Genomic DNA, 17,745 nt, shown 5'->3' on the forward strand with positions numbered 1-17,745 from the left:
CTTGGCACTTTTGCTGAGTGGTTATTTTATGCCCTAAATTAAATGGATAAAAGGAGTAATGGCCAATGACAAAAGAAGAATTAAAGGCACTGGGCCTTGACGATGCCGCAGCGGATAAGGTTGCGGCATCAAGTGCGACAGAGCTTAAAAACTATGTTGTTAAAACAAAGTTTGATGAAATAAGCGAATCAAAGAAAAATCTTGAGTCCCAGCTGTCGGACAGAGATAAACAACTTGAGACGCTGAAAAAATCATCGGGAGATACGGAAGAACTAAAAAAACAGATTGAAGCCCTGCAGACAGCAAATAAAACGGCAAAAAATGAATATGAAGGCAAATTAAAGGATTTGCAGTTCACAAATGCTATAAAGCTTGCTGTTGCAGATAAGGCACAGGATGTTGATCTTGTTGCCGGTCTGTTTGATAAGTCAAAAATGCTTCTCGGTGATGACGGGAAAATTACCGGACTGGATGAACAAGTGAAGGAATTGCAAAAAAATAAAGCATTTTTATTTAAAACGGCTGCCAATCCGGCATATAACCCGGCGGGGGGTGCAGGGAATCAGAGTAAAAATCCCTTCGCTGATAAAACTTTTAACCTCACCGAACAAGGTAAATTACTAAGAGAAAATCCCGAACAGGCGAAAATTTTAGCTGCTGAAGCAGGAAAAACACTTTAAGGAGGAATTGATTTATGCCAGTAACAAAATTATCTGATGTTATCGTACCTGAAATTTTTAATCCGTATGTAATTAAACGGACCGCAGAACTTTCCGCTCTTGTGCAATGCGGTATTATTACTACAGATGCAGAGTTTGACCGCTTAGCAAGTCAGGCTGCCCCGACTGTTAATATGCCTTTTTTTGCCGATCTGACCGGCGAATCCGAACAGATTATTGAAGATGCTGATCTCGAAGCAAACAAAATTGAATCAAAAAAGGACGTAGCGGCAATTATACGCCGTGCGAAAATGTGGGCAGGAACTGATTTAGCTGCGGCACTTGCAGGTTCTGATCCAATGGCTGCCATTGCGACGCTTGTCGCAAATTTCTGGGCACGCGATATGCAAAAAGAGCTCATTGCTATTTTAAGCGGTATTTTCGGTACTTATACGCCGGCTGCCGAAGGGAGCACCGCTGTAACTTCTTTGTCGTCAAATCTTTTAGATATCAGTTCTGGTTCGGGCAATGCGGCCAAATGGTCAGCAAGTGCCTTTATTGATGCACAGCAGCTTTTAGGTGACGCACAGGCGCAGCTTACGGCTATCGCAATGCACAGCGCAACATGGTCAGCGCTCAAAAAACAGAATCTGATAACAACAGAACATCCCAGTGTTGATGTGTCCTTTGATAGTTATCAGGGAAAGCGTGTCGTAATTGATGATGGCTGCCCTGTCGCTAACGGCATCTATACGTCGTATCTGTTCGGACAGGGAGCAATTGCTCTTGGTAATGGTTCACCGGTTGGATTTATTGCGACAGAAATTGACCGCGACAAGAAAAAAGGATCTGGCGTTGATTATCTTATCAATCGTAAAACGATGATCATGCATCCGCGTGGAGTCAAATTTACAAATGAACGTGTTGCAAAGGTTGAAGGTCCGAGCCGCGCAGAACTGCAAAATGCCCAGAACTGGAAACCGGTGTATGAAGCAAAACAGATTCGTATTGTCGCCTTTAAGCATAAAATTTAATTAAATAATGGGGCGATATTATGCTGACAACTGACAAATTGAAAAGTTTACTTGGCATAGAACTGGCTGATACATCAAGGGATAATATTTTAGAGTTTATTATTGATGATGTTATTGAAAATGTCATAAATTACTGCAACATCGAAGAATTGCCATCCGGATTGGAGCATACAGCTTACCGGATGGCTATTGACTTATATCGCAATGAAAATGTCGGCAACGAGGAATCGGCTGCTGCAGTGTCATCAATAGAAGAAGGAGATACTACGGTACAGTTCAGGAAATCCGTAGACGAAGATTTTAAAAATACACTTTTGAAAAACTACATTCCACAACTCAATCGATATAGGAGAATAGCATGGTAATGGATGCAATCACAAAAGCCCGGGCACTTGCCCGAAAAGCACAGCAATTGCTGTATGATGGCAAATGTACAGTTTATGAATACAAAAAAACGAGGAACACTGTTACCCATGAAACAACCAGCGAAGAAATCCCTGTCCACATAAATATTCCATGCCGGTTATCATTTAATAGTTCACCTGCAACCGATAAAACCCAAACAGTAGATACTTTGTCCCAAAATATAAAGCTTTTCATTTCACCAGATATTATCATCAAGGCAGGCAGCAAAATAGATGTTAAGCAAAATAATAATACTACTGTGTATAAAAACAGCGGACAGCCTGCCATATATGCAACCCATCAGGAAATAAACCTTGAACTTTATAAGGAGCATCCGTAATGGCAGTAAAAAAAGATTTCAGCCAGCTGGAGGGACTCAAAAAACAATTTGAGCAGGCTGTCGCTCTGAAAGAAAGCAGATTTTTTTATGAAGAGTGTATTCGTGAGCTGGCCGCAAGATTTTTGGCCAAGGTCATAAGAAGGACACCGGTCGGTCCAGGAGTATTTGAGGTTATCCGGGATAAAGAAAATAATCCGGTAAAATATAAGCGCGGTAAGAATAAAGGGAAAATAAGACTGCGGCAGCTTACCAATGGTGGTGTTTTAAGACGTGCCTGGACCGCTCAGACACAAAGCCAGGCCGAATCCGGCAATACACCAGATGCATTAAGTTATGTGAAAATGGTTAATGTAAGAAAAGTAGGCAGTAATTATCAGATAATAATCACTAACCCGATGCAATATGCGTCATATGTTGAATATGGGCACAGGCAGACACCCGGAAAATTTGTTCCTGCACTGGGCAAACGCCTAAAAAAAAACTGGGTAAACGGCAAATTTATGATGACTATTTCCCAAAAAGAATTACAGATTGAAGCACCAAATATCCTAAAGAAAAAAATTAACCAATATCTTCGGGAGGTGCTGAAAAATGGTAAATGATCTTCTACAAGGTATCAATAACAAACTTTTTGAGATATTTGGCGATAAATATAGCATATACAATAATGAAGTAAAGCAGGACTTTGAGGAGCCCTGCTTTTTCATACTGGAATTAAGGGGCAGCAACGACCTTGTCATAAGTAATCGCTACCGGCGTGTGCATAGCTTTGATGTCCAGTATCACCCTGAATTTAATAACCAATCTGCACAAGAAATAAACAATACAGCTGATATTCTCATGGAACAAATGGAGTATATTACAGTTGCCGGAAATCTTATCCGTGGTACCAACATGAACTATGAAAAAGTTGATAATGTTCTGCATTTTTTTATAGACTATGATGTGTTTATTATAAAACCAAGAGACAAACTGCCATTTATGGTAACTCTTAAGCAGGCACAGCATACGAAAGGATAGTGTATATTATGGCTGATGAAAATGCTTCAACTGCCAATCTGGTGGATAATCCAAATGGAGCAACTTACACCAAGGAAGTCTTGGCTGCATCAAAAAAATATCGTACACAATGCGATCTTATTATGTGTGTATTAAAACCCGATAAAAAATATACTGAAAAAGAAGTAGAAAAAGAATTGAATTCTTTTTTAAAAAATGAAATAAAAGAAAAAGTTAACGGAAAGGAGTAATTTTACATGGCTTTAGGAGGCGGGGGCTGGTTATTCCAGAATAAAAAATTACCAGGGACCTATATCAATTTTATCAGTAAAGTTCGCGCTGTCACCGATATTGCCGACCGTGGCTATGGTACGATGCCGCTTATTCTTGACTGGGGGCCGGAAGATGAAGTATTCACTATAACAGCTAAAGACTTTCAGGAATCAAGCATGAAATATTTTGGTTACGATTACACCTCGGACAAATTAAAAGGATTGCGCGACTTATTCAAAAATCTCAAAACTGGTTATTTTTACAGACTGTCCAATGATGCTGAAAAAGCAAAGTGTGCGGTGGCCACAGCTAAATATACCGGTATTCGCGGCAACGATATAACAATTGCTATAACAGCCAATGTCGACGAGGCAGGTAAATTTGATGTAGTGACTTATATAGACATTGATGGTATAAAAACAGTCACAGACAAGCAGCAGGCAGTGAGTTCATGGGATGACGTAATTGATAATAATTATGTTAGTTTTACCCGTAATAAAGATATCGCCGCGACTGCGGGAATGCCACTCGTGGGAGGAACTAATGGCAGTGCTGTTACAGGATTGCAGTACCAAAAATATATTGATGCTATTGAACCTTATTATTTTAACTGCATGGGCTATGCTGGCACAGATACCACCGTGCAAGACCTTCTTATACAATTCGTCAAGCGCATGCGCGACAATGTCGGGGCAAAATACCAGCTTGTCATTTATAATAAGGAAAATGTTGATTATGAAGGCGTTATTTCTGTAAAGAATGCTATCACTGATAATGGGGAATCTCCGGCAGCAGTCGTTTACTGGCTTACAGGAGCTGAAGCATCATGTACAGTCAATGCCAGTTGTACAAATAAAACCTACGATGGTGATTTCACTATCAATACCAAATACAGCCAGTCAGAGCTTGAAAAAGCTATAGATACCGGGATGATAATATTTCATAATGTGACAGACTCAGTATCAGGAAATATTGTCGGAACGGTAAATATCTTGACAGATATCAATACATTCACTTCTTTTACCAAAAAGAAAAATGAAGATTTTTCACTTAATCAAGTTATCCGTGTACTTGATCAAATTGCGATTGATGTTTCAAGACTGTTCAATAAAACGTATAACGGTAAAGAACAAAATGATGCTGACGGACGCATTGCTCTTTGGGGTGATATTGTTGCCTTGCATAAGGAATATCAGAGAGTACGGGCAATACAAAACTTTAAAGCTGATGATGTCCCGGTACCGACGCAAGGTGAATCCAAAACCTCGGTTTTATCTGAATACGCCGTACAGCCTACCTGCTGTATGGAAAAATTATATTTGACGGTACTTGTCGCTTAAAAAATTCAGGAAGGGAAAAATAAAAAAATGGCAGATATCAATTCAATCCGCACAATGCTGGCAAAAGATGTTGTCGCAGCAAAGCTGGCAACGGCTTTTATAACCATTAACGGCAACAGATATTTATTGTTTCAAGCCAAAAAACTGTCGGCCAAGTTTGAAAAAACAAAGAAAGAAGTAAATATTCTTGGCCGTACTGCTGCCGGACATAAGGCAAACGGTGGTAATGGTACAGGTAGCATGACTATTTATTATAATACATCAATGTTTGCTAAAATGATGAAAGATTATAAGGATACCGGACAGGATCTTTATTTTGATATGCAGGTAACCAATAATGATCCTACCTCGGCTGCTGGCAGACAAACAACTATTTTGAAAGATTGCAATCTCGACAATGCAGTAATAGCTTTATTCGATGCCGATGGTGATTGGCTTGAACAGGATGTTGACTTTACTTTCGAAGATTTCGAGATTCCGGAAACATTTACACAACTTGATGGTATGCAATAAGGAAGGTGGAAAATAGTATGGAAGAAAAAAATTTGCAGGCTTTCTTAGCAGAGAATGCTGTTAAGGCTGAAAATATAAAATATATAGCATCAAAACGTTTTATAAATGCTGATAGAAACCCGATAGAATGGGAAATACAGACTATTACCAGTGATGAAGATGAAACATTAAGGAATTCATGTAAGAAAAAAGAATTTGTTCCTGGTACCAGGCAGACCAGTACAACATTGGATCAGGAAAAATATGCAACTGCTTTAATCTGCAAATGTGTCGTTTATCCAAATTTAAATGATGCTGGGCTGCAAGATTCTTATGGTGTTGTTGGAGCCGAGGAAGTTGTAAAGAAAATGCTTACACCAGGTGAATATACAGATTTGTTTATGGCAGTACAGCAGGCTAATGGGTTTCAAACTGGTATGGATGAAAAAATTAAAACGGCAAAAAACTAATTGAGGGGGGCGAATTTTATGCTAATATGGCATATTATGCCCTCCATAAATTTCATTGGACACCGCATTTTTTGCTTAGCATGAATGAAAATGAACGAGCATTTATATTTGCGGCTATATCATTAAAAATTAAAGCTGATAAAAAAGCTGCTAAGAAAAAGTAATGAGGTGAGAAAATGGCTACAATACAACAGTCTATAGCACTTACGGATGGAGTTTCACCTGTGTTTAATCGTATGGCACAGGCCGCAGAAAAAACTATCGGACGTTTTGCAAAGGCAGCTGATGCCGCTGACCGTGTAAACAAAACGATAGCAGATACATCAATTAGCAGACATGTAGAGAATATAGGGACAGCAGCTAATTCAACTTTGCCTGGGTTTAATGCAATAAGTAATAAAATAAGTGAAATAAAAAATAAGATGGCAGATATTGGTTCAGGTGGTTTTGATAAGATAAAAGGCGCTCTATCAGGCATAGCTGGGCAGTTTGCTATAGGCAGTTTGGTAGCTGGAGGTATTGCTTCGATTGCGGCATTATTATCAGAACTCCCAGGTAAGCTTGCTGCGCTCAGTGATGAATACAGCGGTATTCAGGCACGTTTAAAACTTATTACTAATTCACAAAGCGAAGCTGCAGCTTTAAATGATCAGATTTATTATTCAGCATTGCGGGCACGTGGCAGTTATTCTGGTATGGCTGATGCAATATCTAAGATAGGATTGACAGCGAAAAGTGTCTTTCCTAATCCACAGGAAATAGTACCATTTGTAGAAGGCATACAAAAACTTTTTACTATTGGCGGCACAGGTATTGAGCAACAAAAAGATGCTATGCTGCAGCTCACTCAGGCATTAGGAAGCGGCAAATTACAAGGCGATGAGTTCCGTTCAATTGCTGAAGCTGCTCCAATGATTGAACAAATGGTATCAAAGTATATGGGAGTTACGCAGGGAGAGCTTAAACAATTGTCATCTGATGGGGCCATTACAGCAGATATTATTAAGAATGCAATTCTTGGTAACATTGATGAGATAAATGAAAAATTTAAAACTATGCCACTTACTTGGGGACAAATATGGCAGAATATGAAGACAGAGGCTTTCCATGCGTTTACACCTGTATTCGAACAAATATCTGCTCTTGCAAATAGTCCGGCTATAGCTGCACTTGGTAATGGTTTTTCAGTAGTGATAAATATAGCAGCAATAGCTTTGGCTGGCATAATAAATAACTTATTCTGGCTTGGTTCTGTTGCTGAAGAAGTCGGTTCATATATAAGCGGCTGGCTCATGGCAGGCTTCATTATTTTGGTTGATGCTGCTGAGTGGGCTGTATCACTTGCAACAGCTTACCTCTATATGTATGCGATGGGGTGGTTGGCAGTAAATGGGCAGATGCTCATATCTGCAGGAATACAGGCACTTGTAACAGCGTATACATGGATGCAGAATGCGGCTATGATTGCACTTAATGCACAGTTGGTATTTGCATATATCCGCATAGGAATTATAACTGCTGCCACATTTTTATGGACAACCGTTACGCAGGGATTGACTGCTGCTATGCGTATGTTAAATCTAACAATGCTTATGAATCCGATAGGCTTGATAATTGGACTTGTATTGATTGTAATTGGTGTATTTATTGCATGGGCCATACATACTCAGGGACTTAGAAATGTAATAGCCGGTGCTTTTAGTTCAATGGCGGGAATAGCAGCTGAAGCCATAAATTTCATGATAGATCGCATCAATAATCTGATTGGGCTTTTAAATAAAGCAGCCAGTGCCATAAATAGCGTTTTTGGTACAAATATAGGTACCGTGGGAGAAATTACCTGGCGTGCAGATAAAGCAAATTGGCAAAAAAGCGCCGGAGATTTTATACAGAATTTCAATATATCAGACTTAATAGGGGGTATTCCCAAGCCGAATATCCCGCAGCCTTCCCCGGTAGATTTATCGGGCTATGGTGCAGGAATGGATCCAGGGGATATCGCTAAAAATACAAAAGATACTGCTGATAATACCGGAAAAATGAAGGATGCCTTAGATATTACTGAAGAAGATTTAAAATATTTAAAAGATATCGCTGAACAGGAAACCATAAATAAATACACTACAGCCGAAATTAAAATTGATATGGGTGGAATACAAAACACTGTCAATAACGATACTGACCTTGACGGAATGATGCGTTACGTAAATGATAGTCTGTTTGAAGCAATGAATGCGGGAGCGGAGGCGGTACATCCATGAGTTATTACTTTTTTATAGATACTATGATGCTGCCCGTTCCTCCTCCCAAAATGAGTATAAAAGTTAATAACAAAAATAAAACCATAAACCTCATAAATGAAGGTGAAGTAAACATAATAAAAGAGGCCGGGCTCACTGAAATAAGTTTTGATGCCAGGCTGCCAAACTCGAAATATCCATTTGCCAATTATGATACATCCCTTGCTAATTCTCTTACCAATTCACTTTTAGGCAGTAATTTCACTTTTAAAAAGGCTGATTATTTTCTTGATAATTTTAAAACTGCAAAAAAATCAAAAAATCCGGTACGCCTTATAATTTCACGTATGTCACCATCATATATAATGCTCTTTGATACCAACATGCTGGTTACGCTTGAAAATTACACAATAAATGAAGACGCAAAAGAAGGCTTTGATATAATAGTCCCACTGAAATTTAAACAGTATAAACCTTATGGGACAAAAGAATGTGAAGTAACTACTGATGAAAATGGTGTACAGCATCTAACGGTAAAGGAAAACCGTGCGGCAACAGATATGGTAACTCCAACGGTTTATAAAATTCGCAATGAGCAGTCGATATGGGAAGTATGTAAAAGCATTTCCGGAGGGAATCTTGATTGGCGGACAGTCATGGTAAAAAATGCAATAACTAATCCTGTAGAACAGATGGTCAAAGGGACGGTGCTGAATCTTGTCTGAGATGCAGATTGTGATCCACAATAAAGAAAACAATAAATATTATATGCCTGCGGTTCAGGATGATGTAATATGGGAGCTTAATCGTAAGGGGACACCCGGTAAATTTACTTTTAAGCTCTTAAAAGATACGTTGCTGGAATTTACCGAGGGTGATACGGTCCAAGCTAATTACGACGGTACTAATTTTTTCTACGGTTATATTTTTTCAAAGAAACGGGATAAGAATTCATTGGTTGATGTTACTGCTTATGACCAGCTTAGGTATCTTAAAAATAAGGACATATATATTTTCCTTAACATAAAGGCCGGTGATGCTATAAAACGAATTGCCGATGATTTCCAGCTACAGACAGGTACCATTGCCGACACTGAATATGTTATTCCTAAATATCGCGGTTCAAATGATACCCTTATCGATATTATCCAAAACTTATTGGACATGACCACGCAAAATGTTGGTAAAATATATGTTCTATATGATGATTTTGGTAAACTGACTTTATCTGATATTGAAGATTTAAAGGTAAATCTTTTGCTGGATAACGAGACTGCAGAAGATTATTCCTATGAGTCGAGTATTGATAAAGATACGTATAACAGGATCAAACTTTATTATGACAATAAGGATGAAGGTAAGCGTGATGTCTGGTTGTCCGTTGACAGTGCAAATATTAAACGCTGGGGTGTTTTGCAAATGACAAAGTCCGTCAATCCAAAAAAAGCGATAAACTTTGCTGAAATGGCTGATACGTTACTTAAATCGCATAACAGGGTAAAACGGACACTGTCAATACAAAATGCTTTCGGTAATCTGAAAATAAGGGCCGGCAGCATGTTTTATATAAATCTTGATTTTGGAGATGTGAAGCTCACAAAACCCATCATTGTTGAATCCGTAAAACATAAATTTTCAAATAACCTTCATCTTATGGACCTTACTGTGAGAGGGGATGTGATCACAGGATGAGTACACAGCTTTTGCAGACAATGCAGCAACTTATACAGCAAAGTATCATTGCTGGTAATTTAGCCGATTATGTTATAGGTATAGTGGAAACATTATCACCGATATCAATCAGGATTGAACAAAAAGATATAATCACTGAAGAATTTTTAATGCTTACAGATTCGGTCAGAGATTATGATGTTGATATAGAAGTTTTGCATACAACGGAGAATGCAGCCGGCGGCTCTGGAGATGCCCAGTATGAAAGCCATAATCACGGTTATAAAGGCAGAAAAAAGGTAAGGTTTTATAATGGACTAAAAGTTGGAGAGTCTGTAATCATGCTTCGACAGGCTGGTGGACAGGAATTTTGTGTATTAAGCCGTGTATTTAATCATACAGGCTTGACAGGGCAATGGGGGTGATATTTATGGCACTATTGCCAGACATTGGGACAAGCAAAGCAAATAATGTATCTGACACAAGTACCCAACCAAACAAAACTTATAAAATGCTTATTGATGATAATAAAATTATGGGGCATACAACAAATGATATTGAAGCCGTTGAACAGGCCTGTTATAAAGTGCTTAATACAGAGCGGTATAAACATGTCATATACAGCTGGAACTATGGTGTTGAACTTAACAGTCTTTTTGGCAAGCCAATGCCATATGTGTTATCGGAAATTCCGCGCCGGATATCTGAAGCACTCCTGCAGGATGATCGAATAAATGACATAACAGATTTTGATTTATCTTATGATAAAAAGGGTAATGTTCTGGCGAAATTTACCGTAAAGACCAACTATGGTGATATTTCAATAAGCAAGGAAGTGAATGTATCGTAATGTATGAAGATCAGACTGAAAGTAAAATATTCTCACGAATGATGGGAAGTGTTCCCGACACTGTCGATAAAAGGGAAGGCAGTATAATTTATGATGCATGTTATCCGACAGCTATTGAAATTATGCTGCTTTACGCCATGTGTGATTATTTTTTTAAGAATACCTTTGGCGACACTGCTGAGAGAAAATTTCTTATCGAGCGGGCTAAAGAACGTGGTATTACCGCCTATTCGGCAACATATGCAAAAGTAAATTTATCCTTTACCCCCGAAAATATCAATATTCCAATTGGCAGCCGTTTCTCCTATGATGATGTTAATTATACCGTTACTGAAAAAAGTGACGGTTTTTATTATGCTATTTGTGAAACAGCTGGAACTTCTGGTAATAAACCTGTCGGAAATCTTGTAGCGATTGATTATATTGCCGATTTACAGTCCGCTTTACTCACAGAAGTGACAGTTCCGGGCGAAGATGAAGAGGAAACTGAAGCTTTCCGAAAAAGATATCTGGATAGTTTTAACAGCCAGGCATACGGTGGTAATATTGCTGATTATCGTGAAAAAGTTAATGCCATAAATGGTGTCGGTGGTGTGAAAGTATATCCCGCATGGAATGGTGGTGGCACTGTTAAAATTGTGTTCATGACTTCTGAATTTGAACCTCCGGCAGCCGAATTTGTTTCCGAAGTGCAGACAAAAATAGATCCTGTTCCTAATCATGGTGAGGGGATTGGTATTGCTCCAATAGGTCATTGTGTAACCATCGAAGGGGCAAAAAATTCAGCTATAACAATATCACTTAACTTGTCTTTTGATAATAATGGTAATTTCGACAATCATAAAAACAACATTTATACGGCTATTGATATTTATTTCAAGGAACTCAATAAAGGGTGGCAGCATACACAAAAAGCCGAAATAGGCAATTTTAGTAATAACGGAATTATAGTACGTATTTCACAAATTGAAAGTCGACTTCTTGATATTCCAGGTATTACCGACGTACAACATACACGATTAAATAGTGTCGAAGAAAATCTCATTTTAAGTGTTGATGAACTTGCAGTGAGAGGTGAAGTAATAAATGGAAGCTGAAATACGTGATGTAAGAATTGAACGATATTACCCTGACGTGCTTATAAACAGCAAGGAATTCAGCGTTTTATCCAAAGCTGTTGATCCAGAGTTAGCCAATGTATGGAAAGCGTTGTGGAAGCAGTTTTTAAATACTTTTATTTACTTGCTTGATAAAGGCGGTGCCACCCGCTGGGAATCAATGCTTAATCTTCATCCCGCTGTAACTGATTCTCTTGACACAAGAAGAAAAGTAATTCTTGCCAAAATAAATTCTTCATTGCCATATACACATAGAAGCTTTCAGATAACCCTTAATGGAATTTACGGTGAAAATAACGTAAAAGTTTCTCTTCAATATAATAAATATGAATGTTGGCTTGATATTACGGCAAGTTTGCTATATAGAAGCAGCGCTATAAAAAATCTTGCAAGTGTGGTTATCCCGGCGAATCTTTCCATCCTAGTTAGTAATACGAAATACGTAGTATTTGAAATTTATTCAGGTTTGTCCATGAGAATGTTTAAACATATTTATATTCATCCAGGAGTTACTTTTAATATACAAAATGGTTCAAAGATTGCTTGTTTTTATTCTCTTACAATAAGAAAAATGCGTCACATTAAAATAAGGAGTCGATAAAATTGGCACAATATCCAGGAATTACCCTTACTAATGCCGGTATCAATATGATTGCCGAATCCCAGGCATCAAAAACAGCCCTGATTTTCACAAATCTGAAAATGGGTGATGGAAATTTAGGTGACGGAGAAGATATAAAAAAATTATTGGCGTTAAAAAATCCACTTCTTACACTTGCCCCCAATTTGTTTAAAAATAAGAGTAATGGGCTTGTTACTCTTAGATTTGCTGTTTCAAACGAAAACCTAGAAACTGGATTTTTTGCACGCGAAATTGGAGTCTATGCAAAAATTGGCGATGACGGCACTGAACAATTGTATGCTTATACAAATGCCGGTAATCTTACTGACTATATGCCGGATAAAAACACTCCTATTGACGAACAGATTATTGATATCGACATCATTACCGGTAATGCGTCTGAAGTAAAAATATACCTCGATGGCAAGATTATGTATATAACAAAACCTGATTTTGATGAACATATTAACGACAAACTTGCCCACAAAGCAGCTTTTGGTGAACATAATAACGATGGTTCTGCCCATAAAGATATTCGCCAGCTGATAAACGATACCATAAAAAACATAGATTTATCACCTTATGCCAAATTACTAAGTCCTGAATTTTCAGGAATACCGACGGCTCCGACTGCACCGAAAAATGTTGATAATACACAAATTGCCACAACGGCTTTTGTCAAATCACTAATAACTGATATACCGGTACCAGCAGCTGACGGCATTATTGCACAATCGCTTGATACTTGGGGCTGGATAAAGTTTGCTAACAGATTTACCATACAGTGGGGACAATCCTCACATCCTGCTTCTGGTGATGCGACTACATTTACTTATCCTTTATCAATGACAACTGTACTTTCTGCATCACTACAAAGATACAGCACAAGCGCATTAGCTGAACATAATCCTGTTCTACTTTCCTTGGGAACATCAAGTTTAACGTGGATTAATAAAGGAATAAATGGAAATAACGCTGCAACAACATCACTAATAATTGTAATAGGAGTGGTATAAATGTCAAAAAAATATATAGTTATAAATACAGACGGCACTAATGCTTTTTATAATTCTGATGTTCATGACAATATACCGAACGGAGCACTCGAAATATCTAATACGGACTATCAAACATTCTTTTCTAATAGCGGAAAATACTATTTTATAAATATTAATAATACAGCCATTTTATCTAAAATAACTTATAGCGCTGACGAAATCAGACAACAAAAAATCGATACACTAAATGCCGAATATCAACCACAGTTTAATGATTTAGCACAATCTTTAGGACTTGCAATGCTATCTAATGATACAGCAGCGCAAGATAGTATAAAAACAGATTATACAGCTTTAAAAACCGAATATACCAATAAGAAGGGGATTATAGAAAATGGCAATAGCTAAAAGGTGTTTTATATGTGCGCACAAAGAAAACATCGATAAAACCTGCACCAACCCAGATTGCCCGCGTTATTCCGAGTCTAAGAAAGTAGATAAAAAAACAGATAGTACAAATCACTAGATAATTATTTTATATTAAAGGGGAAGTAAAAAGTTGCAGATAATAACAGAGTTTTTTAAAAGCATACTGCCTGTCAGAACAGAGCTCGAGACAGGAACAGCCGTATCCATACTGGGTACGGTTTTTGTATATATGACCGGAACCTTTGACAAGCTGATTGAGGCTTTACTGGTACTCATGGTTGTCGATTATATAAGCGGCATAATAGCAGCTTGTGAGAACCCTAATAAAAGCTTGGACAGCCGACGTGGGCTTAAAGGTATTGGTAAAAAGATTATGATTTTGCTTTTAGTGGCCACAGCACATTTTGTTGATTATGTGACCGGTCAGGAAATTGTCCGCACTGCAATAATCTTTTTCTTTATCGGCAACGAAGGCTTATCAATATTAGAAAACGCTGCCAATGCCGGTGTTCCTATACCTGACCGGTTGAAGTCCAGCCTTGAGCAATTTACTAAAGAAAAAAACGAGAAAAGGGGCAATTAGATGGAAAGAGTAAAACTTATTGATACCGGACTAAACTACGATTACAACAAACTAGAAACCAGAAGAAAAACAGATATGGTTGTTATCCACCACACCGGCAATCCCACCGATGATGATTTATCCGCACAGGCAATAAATACCAGCCACCAGGCACAGGGCTGGACCTGTATAGGTTATCATTATGTAATCCGCAAAGATGGCACCGTTGAACTTGGTAGACCGCATTGGACTGTTGGTGCTCATGCCTATGGCGAAAATTCCCATACAATCGGTATACATGTTTGCGGTAACTTTGAACAGGCAAAGCCGACAGCGGCACAGATAGAATCATTGGCGATGCTGCTGTCCAATATATGTACCGATTATGGATTACCGATTGACTCTGATCATATTGCCGGACACAGAGATTTGATGTCCACAGCCTGTCCCGGTAAAAATCTTTATGAAATGCTGCAGAAGATAATCGGCAAAAGTATCTTTTACCAACAGCAATAAACCGCTTGCATGGTACAGGCGGTATTTTTATGCCCCGAAGGGAGGTGAGATAATTGAATTTATTTAAAGCATTAGCCGGATTATTTATAAAATCCAAGCTTGATGAACAGAAAAACCGATTGGCTGACAAGCTCAACACCCAGATTGCCACAACCAACTCGGACTATGTGAAAGGCAGGAATGCCGCATATCTTGATTTACTCGATGCAGCGGACAAGGCCGTTACCAACAAAATAGCAGAAAAATTATAATTTATGAGGAGTGTATTTATTATGGATTTAAAAACAATTGACTGGAAAGAAACTGCAAAAGAAGCTTTTACCGAAGTGCTCAATGACATGAAAGGTGATGCTGCTGAGCTAATAAAAAACCAGATATTGCCGGGCATCAAGGCGGCCAAAGATGATTTAGTGGATGACCTGAAGGCCGAGGCTGGCAACAGCTCGTCGGCATGGGTTAAAATCCGCAATGCGGGTATTGTGATCGTTGTAAATATCGTCTGTGCCGTAAGCAGCAAAGTTATTGATAAATTTGCTACTAACGATGCCACTGCAACGCCCGTACAGTAATAAAATTATATTGCAAAATAAATAGTCCGAGTTTATAATGAGCTTGAACTTATATTATCTTACTCAGTCCTGCATCTATATGGTGCAGGATTTTTTCTTTTATATATAGATTAAAATCAAAAATAAATATTTATTCGCAACAAAAAACCGGCAGAAAAATTCTACCGGCTATCGTTTCAATTTACAAGTTTGTGCCCAATTTGTGCCCATTGACCAACGGACTAGATTGTGACCATTATCGTAAACCATTGATTTCATTGGTGCGCCAAGCAGGATTCGAACCAGCGACACACGGCTTAGAAGGCCGTTGCTCTATCCAACTGAGCTATTGGCGCAATAAAGTTGCCCATTGACAACGAAAAATATTATATTATAAAAATATTAGTTTGTCAAGCTCCTGATTGGTGCCGGAATTCTGCCGCCCCGGGCAATAAAAGCTGTGGAATTGTATTTGTTTCTCACCGGTACTATTGGACAACGACCAAGTAGCCCGCCAAAATTAACAGAATCACCGACTTTTTTACCTGGAACCGGAATTATACGTACAGCGGTAGTTTTATTGTTTATCATACCAATAGCAGCCTCATCGGCAATTATTGCAGATATAGTTGACGCGGATACATTACCTTCAACAGCAATCATATCAAGACCAACAGAACATACACATGTCATAGCTTCAAGCTTTTCGAGTGATAAACTACCCCGTTCGACAGCGTTTATCATGCCGGCATCCTCACTTACAGGAATAAAAGCACCGCTTAATCCTCCAACGTGTGATGAAGCCATCAGACCGCCTTTTTTTACTGCATCGTTCAGCAGCGCCAGCGCTGCTGTGGTCCCGGGTGCGCCACAGCTTTCAATACCCATTTCTTCTATTATATGTGCAACACTATCACCCACTGCCGGTGTAGGTGCTAATGATAAATCAATTATTCCAAAGGGAACACCCAACCGTTTAGAAGCTTCTTTAGCAACCAATTGTCCGACGCGGGTGATTTTAAAAGCAGTTCTTTTTATAGTTTCGGCAACTTCTGTAAAATCAGCACTTTTCAATCCTTCCAACGCATGTTTTACAACACCAGGACCGCTTACACCGACACTGACAACTTTTTCAGCTTCACTGACACCGTGAAACGCACCAGCCATAAAAGGATTATCTCCTGGAGCATTAGAGAACACCACAAGCTTGGCACATCCTATAGCTTCATTATCGCGAGTCAGTTCAGCAGTCCTTTTGATAATTTCGCCCATTTCACGTACACAGTCCATATTGATACCAGCTTTTGTTGAACCAAGATTCACTGATGAACAAACAATATCGGTTGTTGCCAATGCCTGCGGAATAGATTTTATAAGTATTCTGTCACCATTAGTGTAGCCTTTTTCCACCAATGCCGAGAACCCACCAATGAAATTAATGCCTACTTCATGAGCTGCCTTGTCCAATGCTTCAGCCACAGGTACATATGTATCAGTTTTACAGGCTTCAGCAGCAATGGCAATAGGTGTAACCGATACTCGTTTATGTATTATAGGAATACCATATTCGCTTTCAATATCTTCTCCTGTTTTAACCAAAAATTCGGCCGATTTAGTTATTTTATCATAAATATTACGGCAAAATTGGTCTATATTAGGATGAGCACAATCACGTAAACTGATCCCCATAGTGATGGTTCTCACATCTAATTTATTTTCTGTGATCATGCGGTTTGTTTCCATTATATCATTAATGGTAATCACTATTTTCCCTCCAAGTTTAGGCAGTAAAATTAAACATCATGCATTACATTAAAAATATCCTGATGCTGTACTTTAATGTCGAGACTGATTTCATTGCCCTTTTCTTTTAAAATATTCTGCAGTTCTTGCAATTTAATCTTGCTGTCAGTCATCTCGACAATCATAACCATATTAAAAAAACCTTCCATGATGTTTTGATTGATATTTAAGATGTTAACGTTATTTTCAGCGAGAATATTGCTGACCATAGCAATTATACCCACACGATCTTTCCCTACAATAGTCACGACAAGTTTCATTGAGATTACTCCTATTCATTAAGATATACTTGTTAAGTATATCATATAATACCGATGTTTACACTGAATTTATCTTAAAAATATTAACTAATACGACTATTTAAAACAAAAAAATT

The 17,745-nt window shown here is 38.4% G+C and carries 25 protein-coding genes and 1 tRNA gene; 23 read left to right on the forward strand and 3 right to left on the reverse strand.

The genetic code is table 11. The annotated features are described in order from the left end of the window. Positions 1 to 65: 65 nt before the first annotated feature. The 23 genes from F8M42_RS07085 to F8M42_RS07195 all read left to right on the forward strand — a co-directional run bounded on the left by F8M42_RS07085 (position 66) and on the right by F8M42_RS07195 (position 15,587). Entirely contained in the window at positions 66 to 680 is a 615-nt protein-coding gene (locus F8M42_RS07085; RefSeq protein ID WP_182185553.1) for a phage scaffolding protein, read from the forward strand. Between the two features lie 14 nt (positions 681 to 694). Further along, positions 695 to 1,693 (forward strand): major capsid protein, encoded by a 999-nt coding sequence (locus F8M42_RS07090; RefSeq protein WP_182185554.1) that lies wholly within the window; start codon positions 695 to 697, stop codon positions 1,691 to 1,693. 20 nt (positions 1,694 to 1,713) lie between these two features. Continuing rightward, complete coding sequence (locus F8M42_RS07095; protein WP_182185556.1) at positions 1,714 to 2,058, forward strand: phage head-tail connector protein; 345 nt, start codon at positions 1,714 to 1,716, stop codon at positions 2,056 to 2,058. Then, positions 2,058 to 2,438, forward strand: coding sequence for a hypothetical protein (locus tag F8M42_RS07100; protein WP_229711290.1), 381 nt, complete (start codon positions 2,058 to 2,060; stop codon positions 2,436 to 2,438). Before F8M42_RS07095 ends, F8M42_RS07100 begins: the two co-directional genes overlap by 1 nt. Beyond that, on the forward strand, positions 2,438 to 3,040 hold the full coding sequence (locus tag F8M42_RS07105) for an HK97 gp10 family phage protein (protein WP_182185560.1): 603 nt from the start codon (positions 2,438 to 2,440) through the stop codon (positions 3,038 to 3,040). Before F8M42_RS07100 ends, F8M42_RS07105 begins: the two co-directional genes overlap by 1 nt. Continuing rightward, positions 3,030 to 3,458 carry a phage tail terminator family protein gene (locus tag F8M42_RS07110; RefSeq protein ID WP_182185561.1) on the forward strand — a complete coding sequence of 143 codons (429 nt, stop codon included), beginning with the start codon at positions 3,030 to 3,032 and terminating at the stop codon, positions 3,456 to 3,458. The genes F8M42_RS07105 and F8M42_RS07110 overlap by 11 nt, the downstream gene beginning before the upstream one ends. A gap of 8 nt (positions 3,459 to 3,466) precedes the next feature. Then, complete coding sequence (locus F8M42_RS07115; RefSeq protein WP_182185563.1) at positions 3,467 to 3,688, forward strand: hypothetical protein; 222 nt, start codon at positions 3,467 to 3,469, stop codon at positions 3,686 to 3,688. A 6-nt stretch (positions 3,689 to 3,694) separates the two neighbouring features. After that, a complete protein-coding gene (locus tag F8M42_RS07120) occupies positions 3,695 to 5,050 on the forward strand; it encodes a phage tail sheath family protein (RefSeq protein ID WP_182185565.1) in 1,356 nt (451 codons plus the stop codon). Between the two features lie 27 nt (positions 5,051 to 5,077). After that, positions 5,078 to 5,563 (forward strand): phage tail tube protein, encoded by a 486-nt coding sequence (locus F8M42_RS07125; protein ID WP_182185567.1) that lies wholly within the window; start codon positions 5,078 to 5,080, stop codon positions 5,561 to 5,563. A 17-nt stretch (positions 5,564 to 5,580) separates the two neighbouring features. Further along, positions 5,581 to 6,012, forward strand: a complete 432-nt coding sequence (locus tag F8M42_RS07130; protein WP_182185568.1) for a phage tail assembly chaperone — start codon at positions 5,581 to 5,583, stop codon at positions 6,010 to 6,012. A 176-nt stretch (positions 6,013 to 6,188) separates the two neighbouring features. Continuing rightward, complete coding sequence (locus tag F8M42_RS07135; protein ID WP_182185570.1) at positions 6,189 to 8,273, forward strand: tape measure protein; 2,085 nt, start codon at positions 6,189 to 6,191, stop codon at positions 8,271 to 8,273. After that, positions 8,270 to 8,977, forward strand: coding sequence for a hypothetical protein (locus F8M42_RS07140; protein WP_182185572.1), 708 nt, complete (start codon positions 8,270 to 8,272; stop codon positions 8,975 to 8,977). The genes F8M42_RS07135 and F8M42_RS07140 overlap by 4 nt, the downstream gene beginning before the upstream one ends. A gap of 1 nt (position 8,978) precedes the next feature. Continuing rightward, positions 8,979 to 9,944: an XkdQ/YqbQ family protein gene (locus F8M42_RS07145; protein WP_229711541.1), complete on the forward strand. Its 966-nt coding sequence runs from the start codon at positions 8,979 to 8,981 to the stop codon at positions 9,942 to 9,944. Next, complete coding sequence (locus tag F8M42_RS07150; protein ID WP_182185574.1) at positions 9,941 to 10,348, forward strand: DUF2577 domain-containing protein; 408 nt, start codon at positions 9,941 to 9,943, stop codon at positions 10,346 to 10,348. The genes F8M42_RS07145 and F8M42_RS07150 overlap by 4 nt, the downstream gene beginning before the upstream one ends. A gap of 5 nt (positions 10,349 to 10,353) precedes the next feature. Next, complete coding sequence (locus F8M42_RS07155; RefSeq protein WP_182185575.1) at positions 10,354 to 10,773, forward strand: DUF2634 domain-containing protein; 420 nt, start codon at positions 10,354 to 10,356, stop codon at positions 10,771 to 10,773. After that, entirely contained in the window at positions 10,773 to 11,870 is a 1,098-nt protein-coding gene (locus tag F8M42_RS07160; RefSeq protein ID WP_182185576.1) for a baseplate J/gp47 family protein, read from the forward strand. The genes F8M42_RS07155 and F8M42_RS07160 overlap by 1 nt, the downstream gene beginning before the upstream one ends. After that, on the forward strand, positions 11,860 to 12,492 hold the full coding sequence (locus tag F8M42_RS07165; RefSeq protein ID WP_182185577.1) for a putative phage tail protein: 633 nt from the start codon (positions 11,860 to 11,862) through the stop codon (positions 12,490 to 12,492). Before F8M42_RS07160 ends, F8M42_RS07165 begins: the two co-directional genes overlap by 11 nt. 2 nt (positions 12,493 to 12,494) lie before the next feature. Then, the gene (locus F8M42_RS07170; protein ID WP_182185578.1) at positions 12,495 to 13,529 is read left to right on the forward strand and encodes a phage tail protein; all 1,035 of its coding nucleotides are present in this window, start codon (positions 12,495 to 12,497) and stop codon (positions 13,527 to 13,529) included. After that, positions 13,530 to 13,919: a hypothetical protein gene (locus F8M42_RS07175; protein ID WP_182185579.1), complete on the forward strand. Its 390-nt coding sequence runs from the start codon at positions 13,530 to 13,532 to the stop codon at positions 13,917 to 13,919. Between the two features lie 151 nt (positions 13,920 to 14,070). After that, positions 14,071 to 14,523 carry a phage holin family protein gene (locus tag F8M42_RS07180; RefSeq protein WP_229711291.1) on the forward strand — a complete coding sequence of 151 codons (453 nt, stop codon included), beginning with the start codon at positions 14,071 to 14,073 and terminating at the stop codon, positions 14,521 to 14,523. Further along, on the forward strand, positions 14,524 to 15,018 hold the full coding sequence (locus F8M42_RS07185) for a peptidoglycan recognition protein family protein (RefSeq protein WP_182185581.1): 495 nt from the start codon (positions 14,524 to 14,526) through the stop codon (positions 15,016 to 15,018). Between the two features lie 53 nt (positions 15,019 to 15,071). Then, on the forward strand, positions 15,072 to 15,269 hold the full coding sequence (locus tag F8M42_RS07190; RefSeq protein WP_182185583.1) for a hypothetical protein: 198 nt from the start codon (positions 15,072 to 15,074) through the stop codon (positions 15,267 to 15,269). A 21-nt stretch (positions 15,270 to 15,290) separates the two neighbouring features. Continuing rightward, the gene (locus F8M42_RS07195) at positions 15,291 to 15,587 is read left to right on the forward strand and encodes a hypothetical protein (protein WP_182185585.1); all 297 of its coding nucleotides are present in this window, start codon (positions 15,291 to 15,293) and stop codon (positions 15,585 to 15,587) included. A 258-nt stretch (positions 15,588 to 15,845) separates the two neighbouring features. Here the strand turns inward: F8M42_RS07195 and F8M42_RS07200 are convergent. The 3 genes from F8M42_RS07200 to F8M42_RS07210 all read right to left on the reverse strand — a co-directional run bounded on the left by F8M42_RS07200 (position 15,846) and on the right by F8M42_RS07210 (position 17,629). Next, a tRNA-Arg gene (locus tag F8M42_RS07200) sits at positions 15,846 to 15,922 on the reverse strand. Positions 15,923 to 15,968: 46 nt separating this feature from the next. Further along, entirely contained in the window at positions 15,969 to 17,330 is a 1,362-nt protein-coding gene (locus F8M42_RS07205) for a PFL family protein (RefSeq protein ID WP_182185587.1), read from the reverse strand. 29 nt (positions 17,331 to 17,359) lie between these two features. Further along, a complete protein-coding gene (locus F8M42_RS07210; RefSeq protein ID WP_182185589.1) occupies positions 17,360 to 17,629 on the reverse strand; it encodes an ACT domain-containing protein in 270 nt (89 codons plus the stop codon). Positions 17,630 to 17,745: the final 116 nt, after the last annotated feature.

Origin of the sequence: Pectinatus frisingensis (genome assembly GCF_014076555.1) — a bacterium.
Taxonomy (GTDB): Bacteria; Bacillota; Negativicutes; order Selenomonadales; family Selenomonadaceae; genus Pectinatus; species Pectinatus frisingensis.

Excerpts from the sequence above, each read along its gene's own strand:
- F8M42_RS07085 (WP_182185553.1), top strand. The coding sequence starts at position 66 with ATGACAAAAGAAGAATTAAAGGCACTGGGCCTTGACGATGCCGCAGCG.
- F8M42_RS07090 (WP_182185554.1), top strand. The coding sequence starts at position 695 with ATGCCAGTAACAAAATTATCTGATGTTATCGTACCTGAAATTTTTAAT.
- F8M42_RS07095 (WP_182185556.1), top strand. The coding sequence starts at position 1,714 with ATGCTGACAACTGACAAATTGAAAAGTTTACTTGGCATAGAACTGGCT.
- F8M42_RS07100 (WP_229711290.1), top strand. The coding sequence starts at position 2,058 with ATGGATGCAATCACAAAAGCCCGGGCACTTGCCCGAAAAGCACAGCAA.
- F8M42_RS07105 (WP_182185560.1), top strand. The coding sequence starts at position 2,438 with ATGGCAGTAAAAAAAGATTTCAGCCAGCTGGAGGGACTCAAAAAACAA.
- F8M42_RS07110 (WP_182185561.1), top strand. The coding sequence starts at position 3,030 with ATGGTAAATGATCTTCTACAAGGTATCAATAACAAACTTTTTGAGATA.
- F8M42_RS07115 (WP_182185563.1), top strand. The coding sequence starts at position 3,467 with ATGGCTGATGAAAATGCTTCAACTGCCAATCTGGTGGATAATCCAAAT.
- F8M42_RS07120 (WP_182185565.1), top strand. The coding sequence starts at position 3,695 with ATGGCTTTAGGAGGCGGGGGCTGGTTATTCCAGAATAAAAAATTACCA.
- F8M42_RS07125 (WP_182185567.1), top strand. The coding sequence starts at position 5,078 with ATGGCAGATATCAATTCAATCCGCACAATGCTGGCAAAAGATGTTGTC.
- F8M42_RS07130 (WP_182185568.1), top strand. The coding sequence starts at position 5,581 with ATGGAAGAAAAAAATTTGCAGGCTTTCTTAGCAGAGAATGCTGTTAAG.
- F8M42_RS07135 (WP_182185570.1), top strand. The coding sequence starts at position 6,189 with ATGGCTACAATACAACAGTCTATAGCACTTACGGATGGAGTTTCACCT.
- F8M42_RS07140 (WP_182185572.1), top strand. The coding sequence starts at position 8,270 with ATGAGTTATTACTTTTTTATAGATACTATGATGCTGCCCGTTCCTCCT.
- F8M42_RS07145 (WP_229711541.1), top strand. The coding sequence starts at position 8,979 with ATGCAGATTGTGATCCACAATAAAGAAAACAATAAATATTATATGCCT.
- F8M42_RS07150 (WP_182185574.1), top strand. The coding sequence starts at position 9,941 with ATGAGTACACAGCTTTTGCAGACAATGCAGCAACTTATACAGCAAAGT.
- F8M42_RS07155 (WP_182185575.1), top strand. The coding sequence starts at position 10,354 with ATGGCACTATTGCCAGACATTGGGACAAGCAAAGCAAATAATGTATCT.
- F8M42_RS07160 (WP_182185576.1), top strand. The coding sequence starts at position 10,773 with ATGTATGAAGATCAGACTGAAAGTAAAATATTCTCACGAATGATGGGA.
- F8M42_RS07165 (WP_182185577.1), top strand. The coding sequence starts at position 11,860 with ATGGAAGCTGAAATACGTGATGTAAGAATTGAACGATATTACCCTGAC.
- F8M42_RS07175 (WP_182185579.1), top strand. The coding sequence starts at position 13,530 with ATGTCAAAAAAATATATAGTTATAAATACAGACGGCACTAATGCTTTT.
- F8M42_RS07185 (WP_182185581.1), top strand. The coding sequence starts at position 14,524 with ATGGAAAGAGTAAAACTTATTGATACCGGACTAAACTACGATTACAAC.
- F8M42_RS07195 (WP_182185585.1), top strand. The coding sequence starts at position 15,291 with ATGGATTTAAAAACAATTGACTGGAAAGAAACTGCAAAAGAAGCTTTT.
- F8M42_RS07210 (WP_182185589.1), bottom strand. The coding sequence starts at position 17,629 with ATGAAACTTGTCGTGACTATTGTAGGGAAAGATCGTGTGGGTATAATT.